The sequence below is a fragment of the Oribacterium sp. NK2B42 genome (assembly GCF_000424445.1).
GTDB lineage: Bacteria > Bacillota > Clostridia > Lachnospirales > Lachnospiraceae > Oribacterium.
Genome location: NZ_AUJX01000004.1, coordinates 100505 through 114313 on the forward strand (window position 1 = coordinate 100505; position 13809 = coordinate 114313).

Sequence of the window (13809 nt, forward strand, 5' to 3'; positions counted from 1 at the left end):
TTACCTGTTTAAAGATAGAATCCTTACGGATTCTTTTGAACTGCCCGAAGCCGCATGGCTCCCGGGATTAAAAACCATGGACAGATTTATTTCTCAGGGATTTATAATGTCCGCTTTCCAGCAGCTTCTGATTTTCCTCATTAAACAGTACCGCCGGAAGGTGTATGGTAATGCAGGTTCCCTCGTCGGGTTCCGATTCCACCTTTAAACCATACTGCTCACCGAATCTGAGCTTGATTCTCTTATGAACATTAACAAGTCCTACCCCGGATCCGTGCTTTGGAGCACGTTTTACCCCTTCCTGATCGTTTAGGAGATTTTCCAGAACCTCCGGAGGCATACCAAATCCGTTATCTCTCACCTCAATGTAAATATCTCCCATTGAAATATCATTCTCCATTCCGGCTTCACCAACCCTGCCGGAATTTCGCAAATTTGTTTCATCCGGTTTTTTCGATATATCATCGATCCCCTTCGATATGGCCATGTCATCACCATAAGGCTCAAATTTTGCAATGATTTTTATCTCTCCCTCATCATCAGGATCCATATCACCAACTCCGTAATATATGGCATTTTCCAGGATGGGCTGAATGATAAGCTTTACGGTTGCAAATTTTTTCACCTCCTCCTGAACGTCGAAGGTCACCTTGAAATTATTCTTATACCTTACCTTCTGAATATTCATATAGTTCTCTGCGTGGCGTATCTCCTGCTCCACAGGAATGATGTTTTTTCCCCTGCTGAGACTTATTCTGAAGAGGCTGGCAAGCTGTGTCACCATGAACACTGCATCTTTATTTTTCTCACCCTCTATCATCCATACAATGGAATCCAGGGTATTGTAAAGAAAGTGTGGATTTATCTGAGACTGGAGGGCGTCCATCTCAGTCTTTCGTTTTTCCTCCTGCTCTATAACGATATCATCCATAAGCTGATTGATACGTCCCAGGGAATGTCTCAGAGTCTTTCCCAGATGCTCAACCTCCCGGGTTCCCCCAACATAAATATCTTCAGGATAAATATCTCCGTTTTCCATATTTCTTATGGATCTGTTCAGAAGATTAAGAGGTCTTGAGATGAGGCTTGAGATCATTTTGTTTATGAAGATCATGATGAGAAGTCCGCAGGCTATAAGAAGTATTACCAGTAAACGCATATTGCTGATGTCTATCTGGTAAGCTTTTTCCGGAAGTACAGCTATCATTTTCCAGCCCGTATAGGAAATGCTGTCAACTATGACCTGTCTTTTTTCACCCCCGAAGATCTCATCATGTATACCATCCGCATAATGGGCATTGTTGACATTATTCTCTTTGATGATCTCATAGTTTATCTGCATCTGCTTCGGATGATATATGATATTTCCGCTGGAATCCGTAAGATAGATATACTGACCGGTGCTGTCCGTATTGATACGCTCCATCATCTGCTTGATGGTGGAGTAGTTCATATCTACCAGAAGGACTCCGAGAGACGGGCTTCCGTTTTCGGTAAGCTCCACCACCCGGCTAAGGGATATGACCCAGCTGTACTTGTAAGCGGGATCCAGAAACAGGTTTTCCACATGAGGGGTTGAGAAATGAAGGTTCTCCATTTTATCAAAGGCCGAGGTGAACCACTTCTGGGTTGTTACCTGAAGATCGGTCTTTAGGCTTGAGATGGGGGATGCCGAAACCAGGGTGCCATCCTGCATAAACAAGGAAAGACTCACCAGATTATCCTTGTGAGCCTCATATATGATATTCATCTCATTATCAACCGAATCTCTTTCAAAATCAGCATTTTTGATGACATCATAGTACATGGCATCAGAGATACGCCGCATACTCACAAGATAGTCCTCAAGGTTTACAACCGACTGCTCCATGAGCTGCTGCGTGGCCTCTATGGTACCGCTTCTCATACGGCGGGCAAACAGGGTGTACAGCATTAACCCGAGGATCAAAAGAAGGGTAAAGGATACCACCGTAAAAGCCATAAGAATGGTACTCTGTATGGTGTGGGGCAAATATTTCCTGATTCTTTCATTAACCTCGGAAACCATTTTGTTCAGAAGCTCCTCTCCGGACTCTCTTGCTTCAACAATCTTTTCTACCCCTGAAGCCTTATTCAATTCCTTTTTATTTCCCTGATCATCCATTTTGCTGAGATTTATATCTTGATGGCGAAACGCCAAACTTCTTTTTGAATGCATAACTGAAATAGTTCGGGTCACTGTAGCCCACAGCCTCAGCTATAACATAGGTTTTCTCATTCTCATCCAAAAGCATACGCACAGCCATTTCCATACGCATGTCAGTAAGATAGTTTATAAAGGTTTTTCCCGTCTCCTTCTTAAATACCGTGGAAAAATACGCTGAGCTGATGCCAAGGTAGGAACACATGCTTTCTACAGTAAGGTCCTTATTGCTGTAATTATCCCTTACATAATCAATGGCCTTTGACACGAAGCCCTTTGTTGTATCCTGACGGCTTGTGCGAAGTATCTCCCTTATTTCATGAGTAACAGACCTGAGCCATTCTGTAAGCTCCTGCTTATCCATGTGTTGAACCTTTTCATAAGGATCCTCATCCCTTTCAAAGATCTCTGTTGTATCGATATGATTGGACTTGATAAAGCGATATATTTCGGACACCATATCCATAACAAAGAATCTGTAATCCTGTATGGAAGGATTCACCGGCATTTCTTCCGAAATATACCTTTCCACTTCCATATCAAGATTATCCACGGAATCCATTTTGATTGCCTTAAATACAGCATAAAGCTTCTGATCCACAGGCTCAGCCTTCAGGTTATCCGGGGTCTTGTTTCTTTCGGGAGCTATCTCGGAAATGTTTATGGCCTGGCCTCTTCCATAGATGACTCTATAGGAGATGGCCTCTCTGGCTCCTTCGTAGGCCTTCGGCAGAGACATTATACCTGAAACAGGCTTGCCGATACCGGCGGTTATGGTAGCATTGGACACACGCTTACTGAGTCTGCAAAGGACCTGGCAGGCATCCGTTAGCTGAGTAACATCGCTCTCTCTTTCCATCTGAACAATGATCACAATGTTTCCGAGGTAGGAAAAAAACTTTGCCTTCCATCTTTCTTCCATCTGCTCTTCCCAAAGCTTTCTTACTGACATGGTGATAAGCACGGGGTTAATTCCTTCGGGCGCAAGGGAAATGCTGTTATGAAGTATGACAACATCATAAACCGGACCATCCAGACTTACCTGATAATCCATCATGTCTCTCAAAAGGTTTTCCTCTGCCACACGGCCTTCGATAAGGGAGGTATAAAAATTCTCCTGAAGTATGGGAAGACTTTCCTGATAGTAGGTTTTAAGCATGTTGATGTTCTGCTTTTCATCAAACTCTTTATCAAGGGCGGATTTTATGCGCTTAAAGACCTCGCTCAGCTCTGTTGCATCGATGGGCTTAAGTATATACTCTTCAGCTTCAAGCCTGATGGCTTCCTTTGCATATTCAAATTCATCAAAGCCGGAAAAAATGATGATCTTTATGGTTGGATACTGCTGCTTAAGTCTTTTGGCAAGCTCCAATCCGTCCATATAGGGCATCTTTATGTCTGTCATGACCACATCCGGCTGTTCCTCTTCCGCCATCTCCAGGGCTTCAAGACCGTTATGAGCATATCCCTGTACCGAAAAGCCCAGGGCTTCCCAATCTATCTTATGGATTATGACATTGATAACATCCTCTTCGTCATCTACCAGCATTACCGAATAATTCTTCAAATTCACTGCTCCTTATAGCTACGTCTAAAGTTATTTCTTTTATTCATGAAATCCTGTTTGTCTAAGCTTCTTATTTTGGAATCTTTATTTTGGATTCTTTTCTCCGTACTTCTCTTCAATCTTCTTGAATCTGAAAAACATCAGAGAAACGGCAAGTATCATAAAAAGTAAAGCCATGAACCCATCATACATAGAGACTATCTCCATAAAGATAAGGCAGGCAGCGAATCCCAGTGCAAGGATTCCCGCTTCCCTTGCATAGGGCTCAACATTTTCTTCTTTAAGCTTTTTCCACTCCTTCGGTCTTACGGAATCCACATCCTTAAAAACCAAAAGCTTCACAGCATAGTAAATCGTCATTACCGCAAGCACCACCTGTATGCCATGCTGGGCAAAAAACACGGTAACCGGACTCTGAGTTTCTGTCAGAAGTACCATGCCTGAAAATGCAATATTTGAAAATCCCATTATTTTCTCCTTTTGTTCTTTTATATCAGATAGAGATATTATATTTTCTGTACCTGTCCTCCGGATCACGGGTCCTGAAAGAAGACTTTTTCCGGTAGTCTGCGATATCAAAAAGGGTCTGTGGAAAAACCACAGACCCCATTATAATCGATTGAATTATTTCGCTCAATTACTTCTTCTGAACGTACTTTCTGATATCGAGAGAAATAGCTACGAAGATAACGATACCGATGGCGATGTACTGAGAGTTTGCATCTACTCCGAGGAACTGGAGAGCAACCTTCAAAAGCTCAAGTACGGCAACACCGATGATAGCAGATGAAACCTTACCACGTCCACCTGTTACGGATACACCGCCAAGTGCACAGGCTGCGATACCTTCCATCTCATATGAAAGACCGGTATTGATAGAAGCACCGCCTGCCTTTGCTCCGAGCATGAAACCTGCCATTGCGAAGAATGCTGACGCCTTGGCATAGATAAGAATCATTGTAAGCTTTACAGGAACACCGGCAACCTCTGCTGCCTGCTTGTTTCCGCCGATGGCATACATGTACTTTCCGTGACGGGTCATGTTGTAAATGAACCAGGTGATACCTGCCATCAAAAGTGCCATCCAAACCAGCCAGTTGATACCAAGGAGACCGGGCTTAGCGAAGTTTGTGTATCCTTCGATATATCCGCCGAGAGGTGTAGCTCCTGTATAGATAAGACCAAGGCCATAGATGATTTCCATCATTGCAAGTGTTGAAATGAATGGAGGCACATGAAGGAATGCGATAAACCATCCGGTTACGGCACCAAAGCAGCCGCAGATGATCATAACAAGGATAAGAACCACAAACGGGTTAAGCGGTGTGATGCTTGCCATGAAGCCTTCCTTGAAGAAACGTCCGCCGTACTCTACCTTCTGTAAAAGTGTACCTGCGATACAGGCACCAAATCCAACCATACGTCCACCGGAGAGATCGCATCCGCCGGTGATAACTGCACCTGAGATACCAAGAGCGATAACCAGTCTGTATGACATATTGGCAAGAAGGTTCATAAAGTTATTTTTTGTCAGGAAGTTATTGGTTGTAAGTCCTGTATAAATAACGAGGATGAACATTACGATGATAACACCGTTATTGATAAGAAAATCTATGATTTTCTGTTTCTGTGTTTTTTGCATTTTTCTTTCCCCTTTAAATCTTTAATCGATCAGAACTGTGTTGCATATCTCATGACATTTTCCTGTGTCATTTCTTCTCTCTGATCTATCTCTCCTGTGATTTTTCCGTTACACATAACATAAACCCGATCCGCCATACCGAGAAGTTCAGGCATTTCGGAAGAGATCATGATGATGGCCTTACCCTGCTTTGCAAGGTTTTCCATAATTTCATAAATCTCATGCTTGGCTCCGATATCTATACCTCTTGTAGGCTCATCCATGATAAGGATGTCAGGATCGTTTGCAAGCCATCTTGAAACTATAACCTTCTGCTGATTTCCACCCGAAAGGTTAGCGATGTGCTGATTCATGCTTGGTGTTTTTATAGAAAGCTGTGTGATGCTATCATCAACTATCTTATTAATTGTCGGATGATCCAGAACAAAACCACCCTTCAGGTGTTTGTTGTAGATAGAAATACCTACGTTATCCTTGATGGAAAGGCATCCGAAAATACCGTTTCCACGACGATCTTCCGTGATCATTCCAAGCTTTGCGTCCATGGCGTCCTTTGATTTTGTTATCTTAACTTCTTTTCCATGGATCTTTATGGTTCCTTCTGCCAGATGTCTGATTCCGAAGAGACCTTCCATAAGCTCTGTTCTCTGGGCTCCTACAAGTCCTCCGAATCCAAGGATCTCTCCCTTTCGTACATTGAAGGTACAATCTCTGAAGGATTTCTCATGTATGGAGCTTAAATGCTCTGCTTCAAGAATAACCTCACCTATCTCATGGTCATGCTCAGGATAGATCTGGGTAAGCTCACGTCCTACCATCTTGGAAATGATATCTTCTGTTGACAACTCTGCTGCGGGCCAGGTACCGACATAGGTTCCGTCTCGCATTACCTGGATATCATCTGCTATTCTCTTGATCTCATCCATCTTATGGGAGATATAGATCATGGCAACGCCTCTGTCACGAAGCTGGTTCATGATCTTGAAGAGGAATTCTACCTCATTATCGGAAAGAGAAGATGTAGGCTCATCGAAAATGATAACCTTTGCTTCGTGGGAAACCGCCTTTGCGATCTCAACCAGCTGCATCTGTCCGATGGACAGGGTGCTGAGAAGAGCCCTCGGATTATATTCAAGACCAAGTTCCTTCAACCACTTTTCTGTCTCGTCGTACATGGTCTTGTGGTCTATAATCTTGATGGGACCATACTCTTTTAACGGGAAACGTCCCAGATACATGTTTTCACCGATGCTTCTGGCCGGTATGGGCTGAAGCTCCTGATGCACCATGGCTATGCCACGCTTTGCAGCCTCATCAGGGTTATCGATAACTACTTTCTTTCCATCCAGATATATCTCACCTTCGTCCATGTGGTAAATTCCGAAAAGACACTTCATAAGTGTGGACTTTCCGGCACCGTTTTCACCCATGAGAGCGAGAACCGAACCCGGACGAACAGCAAGATTGACTTTATCCAGCGCTTTTACACCTGGAAATGACTTAGATACTCCTCTAAGTTCCAGCTTATACTCCGCCATTTTGTCCTCCAGTAAATTTTCTTTATCGTGCAGGATGGAGAATCTTCTCCCATTCGCTGCCCAGGTGCATCGGTCAAAACAAAACCTTTATTATACACCTAATCTGATGTTAAAGAAAGAGTACAGGTGCGATGTCGCACCCGCACTCTTTTGATGTTTCTGATTTAATTTGTCTGATTCCTTATGAATTAGCCAAGAGATGCAAGGATGTCATCTACATTTGCAGTTGTAACCTTAACGTAATCGCATCCGATGTAGTGCTCATTGCCCTCACCTGTGAGATATCTTACAGCTGCATCTGCTGCTGAGTGAGACTGTGAGATGTGATCGTTAAATACTGTACCTGTCTGCTTTCCGGACTTAACGTTGTCGCAAGCCTCCTGAAGAGCATCTACACCAAGAAGGTATACATCTGTTCCAACTGTCTCGCCTGCTGCCTCGATAGCCTGAAGAGCACCAAGAGCCATAGCGTCGTTGTTACAGAATACAACTTCGATATCCTTGCCGTGCTGTGCAAGAGAGTTAGCTACAAGTGACTGTGCCTGAGCCTGATCCCAGTTACCTACCTGATCATCGAGGCACTCAACCTCAACACCTGCATCTGTAAGAGCCTTAACTGAGAACTCTGTTCTGTACTGAGCATCAACGTTCTCAGGGTCACCCTCGATCATGATGTAAGAAACCTTACCATCGCCGTTGATATCGCCCTTGTTCTCAAGATCTAATACGATCTCGCCCTGCATTGTACCTGACTGACGGGCATCACATCCAACGTATGTTACGTTCATGTTCTCTGTCTTCCATCTTTCCTCTTCCTGAGCATCCGGCTCACGGTTGATGTAAACGAGAGGAATGTTAGCCTCAGTTACCATATCTGTGATTGTAGCTGCTGATGAAGAGTTAACAGGGTTGATGATGAGAACGTCTACACCTGATGTGATGAAGTTCTGGATCTGGTTTGTCTGAGTAGCCTGGTCATTAGCACCGTCTACGATAGAAATATTCTCAGGTTTGAATCCGAGAGACTCGAGATATGACTGTAACTCATTTCTGAAGAGTGTCATGAAGTTATCAGAGAACTGATAGATACATACACCAACCTTCTTGTCAGCAAGGTCTGCTGAGCCGGCTTCTGCTGCGGCCTCTGTAGCTGCCTCTGTTGCGGCTGCGGCTGCCTCTGTTGCGGCTGCTGTTGTCTCTGCAGGAGCTGCTGCCTCTGTTGCGGCTGCTGTTGTAGCTGCTGCTGTTGTAGCTGCTGTGTTAGATGATCCACAACCTGCAAGCATTGATACTGCCATTGCTGATACTGTAAGTAAGCTAAGTGCTTTCTTCATAATAATCCAATCCTCCTAGATTTTGTTGTGTTTTGCGGTGTTCACCGCGATTTGTTGTTTAAATAATAACAAGCAACATCTTTTGAAAGAATAGATTATTCTTCTTTTAATCTTGAAAATTCTTCTTATCTTCGATAATGTACAGAGGCCTGTCTTTAAGCTCTTCGAAAAGCACGGCTATATACTCTCCGATGATGCCGATTACTATAAAAAGAACCGCAAACATAAAGCACAGAAGAACAACAATTGTGGCATATCCGGATGGTGCCCCGTCATGGGTGCACAGGGTATATATAAGAAGTACAAGCCCCAGGAATCCGCTGCTTAAGCCTGCGAAGATGCCGAGCTTCAGCGGAACATTGGAAAAGCACATGATAGTATTCATGGCAAAGGTAAAGAGCTTTTTTATGGAATAATGACTCTTTCCCGCAATTCTCGGAGCCGCCTTATACTCTATGGTGGTTTTTCTGAATCCCACATTCTGTACATAGCCACGAAGGAATCTTACCTTCTCCCGGTAGTTTTTCATAAGTACCTTCTGAACCGTACTTGTGATGGCAAAGAAATCCGAAGCATTCGGTTCAAGATAGATATCAGACAGCTTATTGATGAGCCAGTAAAAGCCTCCGGAGGTTATCTTTTTGATAAGTCCCGCTGTTTCATTGCTGGTTCTTACCATTGAGATAACCTGGTATCCATCATCAAAAGCCCGCGTTATGGCATCGAGATATTCAGGGGGATGCTGAAGATCTGCATCCATAAACACCAGTCCGTCTCCCGATGCATAGTCAAGACCTGCTATCATCGCCGCTTCATGACCGAAATTTCTGGAAAAGCTTATAAGCTTAATGTGCTCTTTGTCGGTATCAGCCAGCTCCGAAAGTATCTCACCGGTTCTGTCCTTTGAGCCGTCATTTACAAATATAAACTCGTAATTCCAGCCCTTTTCACGGAGCTTCTCACCATATTCCTTTGTGACTCTGTAGAATTCCTTTACTCCTGCCTCTTCATTGTAGGCGGAAACGACGATGCTAAGCAGTTTCATTGTATCTCCTATAGTATCTCAAGCTCTCTTCCGCTGTGGGAGGGCTGACGCTTCTCAACAGGCGGAAGCTTCATATAATTTCCGTAAAGCATTTTGAGAACCTTGTCCCACTCTCTGGGACCTGTAAATCTTTCACCTTCAAATTCAAAGGAAACCGGTTCCTCCCAGCTGTCCTTCACCACGCAGTACTGAAAATCCGGCTGATAGTTTGAGAAAAAGGATTCTCCGGCAGAAACATTTTTATCCTTTTTATAAAGCTCTGTGTATTTTCCTGCGCTGTTATCCTGCCACCTGAATATGGTCTTCATGGGAACCAGTTTCCCAAGACCGACAAGTACCGATACCTCAAGTTTCTGGAAACCTTTGTATTTTGACCAGTCAAGCTTTCGTCTGTGGGCCATGCCCATACCGAAAAATATCTGCTGCTTTAAACGCATAAGCTTAGATGAAAGCTTTCCCTTGGGCAGTCTGTCGATAATGAAAAGATCCACCCAAAGGTGATTAAGCTTTCCTTCGTAAAACTCCATATCCGCGTCATCCTCTGAGTGCCTGCGGGAATTCTTATATATTACCCTGGGGACGAAATCGTAGAAGGCTTCACCTTTCCGGTACTCATCCGGCATTATCAGTTCCATGTTTTTCGGAAGCTCAAGATTTGCTATAACCTTGAACTTTTCAAACTCCTCCCGTCTGAAGCAGAGATCCACATCATCATCCCAGGGAATGAAGCCTCGGTGTCTTACAGCTCCCAGAAGGGTCCCGGAATCGATAAGATAGGTAATGTTATGTCTTATGCAGATTTCTCTTACTGCTTTTAATATTTCAAGATTTGCCTTATGGATTTTTTCGAGGTCAAATTCAAAGTCAGTATTTTTACTAGTGTTTTCCATTATTACTCCCATGAGTCAGGCATAAACCGGATTTATCCGGATCCGCACCTGACTCACCAATAAAGTAAGAAGCTTTACTTTCAAACTTTATCTTAATGCTTCCAGCAGGATTTTTGCCATGTAGCTGAGCTTTTCGTCAGTCATACCGGGATATAAGCCTACCCAGAAGGTATCCTTCATGATCCTGTCTGTAATTTCCAGGCTTCCAACAACGCGGTATCCTTCGCCGGTTTTTCTCATTTCATCAAAGCATGGATGCTTTATGAGATTTCCCGCAAAAAGCATTCTGGTCTGAACCCCGTGATCCTCCACATATCTCACAACCTGCTCTCTTTCAACACCTTCTTTACAGGTCATAAGGAAACCGAACCAGCTTGGATCCGAATCCGGCTCTGCCTCAGGAAGTATCAGCTTTTCTTCAGCACCGCCCTTTATGAGAAGCTCCTTTAAATAAGTAAAATTATGCTTTCTCTTCTCAACAAATCCCGGGAACTTTTCAAGCTGTGCAACTCCCACAGCAGCCTGCATGTCTGTTGCCTTCAGGTTATATCCGAAATGAGAGTAAACGTACTTATGGTCATATCCCTTTGGAAGCTCGCCGTACTGTCCGTCGAAACGATGGCCGCAGGTATTGTCCTTTCCGGGCGCACACCAGCAGTCTCTTCCCCAGTCTCTGATGCTTCTCATGATACGATGAAGCAGCGGGTTGTTGGTGTAGCAGGCTCCGCCCTCACCCATTGTCATATGATGAGGAGGGTAGAAGCTGGAGGTTCCGATATCACCGATGGTGCCGGTAAGCTTTGTCTCTCCGTCAATTGTGTAGGTGGAGCCCAGTGCATCGCAGTTGTCCTCCACAAGCCAGAGATCATGCTTATCACAAAATTCCTTTACAGCCTTTAGATTAAAAGGATTTCCCAGAGTGTGGGCTATCATAACCGCTTTGGTTTTTTTGCTTAAGGCATCCTCAAGCTTTGTAACATCTATGTCACAGGTGGGTAATGTCACGTCCACAAAAACAGGCACTGCCCCGTACTGGATTACAGGGGTTACGGTTGTGGGGAATCCCGCCGCAACTGTGATGACTTCATCTCCGCGTCTCACCTGTCTCTCCTTAAGAAGAGGACTTGTTAATGTACTGAAGGCGAGAAGATTGGCACTGGAACCGGAGTTCACGAGACTCACATACTTAACTCCCAGGTACTTTCCGAATTCATGCTCAAACTTATCCGTGAATCTTCCTGCCGTGAGCCAGAACTCCAAAGCACTGTCCACAAGGTTAACCATTTCTTTGTCATCATATACACGGCTTGCGTAAGGGATTCGGTCCCCCTCCTCATAGGGCTTTGCCGGTACTTTATATTTTTTTGCATATTCAGATACAAGATCCAGTATCTCCTGTCTTGCCTGCTGCTCTGTTTTTTCCATAATAATTCTCTTTCTAAATGTTATATTTACCTGATTCAGGCTTTAAATTCGTGTTAGTCTCATTCCGACTTTTTTCTTTTCAAATGATCATAGATAATGCAATATCATATAGCATATTTTATGAAATCATGAATCAAGTTAATAATTTTATTAATCCGCCAGAAATCCTTTAATCTGCTCTTCAGTATATTTCAGCATGTCCTCTTTGTCATGCCATGCCCGGTACCACTTAACGGTTTCACGGACAGCTTCATCCACGTGCCATACGGGAGCCCAGCCCAAGGTCTTCTTGATCTTCCCGGTATCAAGCATCAGGAATGATGCTTCGTGGGGAGCGTTGCTCTCTGCTTCTGTATGCCACCTTGCGCCCTCACCCCAGGAGGCCACAAATTTATCCGCCAAATTTCCTGTTGTGATGGCATCCGACTCGTCGGGACCAACATTATAACAATCGGAAACCTCCGGGTTCTCAGCCTGTCTCATGGCGATGAGCAGGTATACGTAAAGGGGCTCCAGGACATGCTGATAGGGTCTCGTGCTGTAGGGATTTCTCACATGAATGCTGTTTCCCGAAACTGTATCTCTTACGCAGTCGGGGATGATACGGTCTCTTGCAAAATCACCTCCGCCGATAACATTACCGGCACGGGCTGTGGAGATAGGGGTAACCGGATCCTTATCACCGAAAAATGATTTTGTGTAGCTGTGGGTCACAAGCTCGGAACAGGACTTTGAATTACTGTAGGGATCGTAACCGTCAAGCTTTTCTTCTTCCTTAAATGGATGATCCATGAGGTCGCTGTTTTCATAAACCTTATCGGTGGTGACATTCAGGAAGGTCTTTACCCTGTCATCCCCAAATTCACGGCTTTTTCTCACACACTCAAGTATGTTGACGGTACCCATAACATTTATCTCATAGGTTTCTCTCGGTATCTCATAGGAAGTTCTCACTATGGGCTGGGCCGCAAGGTGAAGAACCACCTGAGGTTTTACCTTCTCAAAGAAGGAGCTTAAATGCTGATAATCCCTGATATCTCCGGTCTCAGAGGCCATAATTTTTTCGAGACCGAGTATCCTGAAAAGGGATGGCTCGGTAGGGGGCTCCAATGCATAGCCGCAGACCTCTGCACCAAGCATCCTCAGCATCAGGGACAGCCAGCTGCCCTTAAACCCGGTATGCCCGGTGACCAGCACCCTTTTTCCGCTGTAATAGTTTTTTAATTCTGTAAATTTCGACATTTATTCTTCTCCAAAGCGATCTCATAAATCCCGGGGAAATTTGGGACCCTTCAATACTCACAGCTCACCCTGAATCAAATAGGGGTTTTTACCCTACCCGCTTATGGGTTTCCGGTATGCGAAGCCGGTATATCGCTATCGACGAACCAGCAATACAATTCGGGATGTTTTACTTCCATCTTTTCCAGGGAGCTCTGTCCTCTTCCCAAAGGGTTTCAAGGAGCTTCTTTTCTCTCTGGGTATCCATGCACTGCCAGAAGCCCGGGTGATAGAAGCTCATAAGCTCTCCATCAGCTGCAAGCTTATGCATTGGCTCCCGCTCAAGGACACATTTGTCACCGGTCAGATAATCAAAGACCTTTGGATTAAAGATCATGAAACCTCCGTTTATGATGGCTCCGTCTTCATTCTGTTTTTCCCTGAAGGACTTTATCCTGTTGTTGTCATCTATATCCAGAACGCCCTTCTGCTGGGCGAGAGATACTGTAGTAATGGTTGCGATCTTTCCGTGGCTTCTATGGAACTTTTCAAGAGCGCTAATGTCTACATCGGACACTCCGTCACCATAGGTAAGCATGAAGGGCTCATCCCCCACATACTTCTGCACTCTCTTGATACGTCCTCCGGTCATGGTATTGAGTCCCGTATCAACTATGGTAACCTTCCAGGGCTCATTCATGTTGTTATGGACTTCCATACTGTTATTACTGAGATCAAAGGTGACATCCGAGTTATGCAGGAAGTAATTCGCAAAAAACTCTTTTATGACATACTGCTTATAGCCCGCCAGTATGATGAAATCATTATAGCCGTAGCTTGAATAGTATTTCATGATATGCCAGAGTATGGGCATCTCGCCTATCTCTATCATGGGCTTTGGCTTTAAATGTGATTCCTCTGAAATACGTGTTCCGAATCCACCTGCTAAAATCAATACTTTCATT

At 44.3% G+C, this 13809-nt stretch carries 11 protein-coding genes; all 11 read right to left on the reverse strand.

Going from position 1 to position 13809, the window contains the following annotated elements:
* Nucleotides 1–67: 67 nt before the first annotated feature.
* A complete protein-coding gene (locus G625_RS0101720; protein ID WP_198014813.1) occupies nucleotides 68–2143 on the reverse strand; it encodes a cache domain-containing sensor histidine kinase in 2076 nt (691 codons plus the stop codon).
* Nucleotides 2136–3755 carry a response regulator gene (locus G625_RS0101725; protein WP_334290747.1) on the reverse strand — a complete coding sequence of 540 codons (1620 nt, stop codon included), beginning with the start codon at nucleotides 3753–3755 and terminating at the stop codon, nucleotides 2136–2138. The genes G625_RS0101720 and G625_RS0101725 overlap by 8 nt, the downstream gene beginning before the upstream one ends.
* A 78-nt stretch (nucleotides 3756–3833) precedes the next feature.
* Entirely contained in the window at nucleotides 3834–4217 is a 384-nt protein-coding gene (locus G625_RS0101730; RefSeq protein ID WP_049895575.1) for a hypothetical protein, read from the reverse strand.
* Between the two features lie 169 nt (nucleotides 4218–4386).
* Nucleotides 4387–5391 carry an ABC transporter permease subunit gene (locus G625_RS0101740; RefSeq protein WP_029199741.1) on the reverse strand — a complete coding sequence of 335 codons (1005 nt, stop codon included), beginning with the start codon at nucleotides 5389–5391 and terminating at the stop codon, nucleotides 4387–4389.
* A gap of 29 nt (nucleotides 5392–5420) precedes the next feature.
* Nucleotides 5421–6929 carry a sugar ABC transporter ATP-binding protein gene (locus tag G625_RS0101745; RefSeq protein ID WP_029199742.1) on the reverse strand — a complete coding sequence of 503 codons (1509 nt, stop codon included), beginning with the start codon at nucleotides 6927–6929 and terminating at the stop codon, nucleotides 5421–5423.
* A 188-nt stretch (nucleotides 6930–7117) separates the two neighbouring features.
* Nucleotides 7118–8263 (reverse strand): galactose ABC transporter substrate-binding protein, encoded by a 1146-nt coding sequence (locus tag G625_RS0101750; RefSeq protein WP_044931208.1) that lies wholly within the window; start codon nucleotides 8261–8263, stop codon nucleotides 7118–7120.
* A 106-nt stretch (nucleotides 8264–8369) separates the two neighbouring features.
* Nucleotides 8370–9308, reverse strand: a complete 939-nt coding sequence (locus G625_RS0101755; protein ID WP_029199744.1) for a glycosyltransferase family 2 protein — start codon at nucleotides 9306–9308, stop codon at nucleotides 8370–8372.
* An 8-nt stretch (nucleotides 9309–9316) separates the two neighbouring features.
* Nucleotides 9317–10198 carry a LicD family protein gene (locus tag G625_RS0101760; RefSeq protein ID WP_029199745.1) on the reverse strand — a complete coding sequence of 294 codons (882 nt, stop codon included), beginning with the start codon at nucleotides 10196–10198 and terminating at the stop codon, nucleotides 9317–9319.
* An 87-nt stretch (nucleotides 10199–10285) separates the two neighbouring features.
* Nucleotides 10286–11629: a lipopolysaccharide biosynthesis protein RfbH gene (rfbH, locus tag G625_RS0101765; RefSeq protein WP_029199746.1), complete on the reverse strand. Its 1344-nt coding sequence runs from the start codon at nucleotides 11627–11629 to the stop codon at nucleotides 10286–10288.
* Between the two features lie 144 nt (nucleotides 11630–11773).
* A complete protein-coding gene (gene rfbG, locus G625_RS0101770) occupies nucleotides 11774–12865 on the reverse strand; it encodes a CDP-glucose 4,6-dehydratase (protein WP_029199747.1) in 1092 nt (363 codons plus the stop codon).
* A 169-nt stretch (nucleotides 12866–13034) separates the two neighbouring features.
* Complete coding sequence (rfbF, locus tag G625_RS0101775; protein ID WP_029199748.1) at nucleotides 13035–13808, reverse strand: glucose-1-phosphate cytidylyltransferase; 774 nt, start codon at nucleotides 13806–13808, stop codon at nucleotides 13035–13037.
* Nucleotide 13809: the final 1 nt, after the last annotated feature.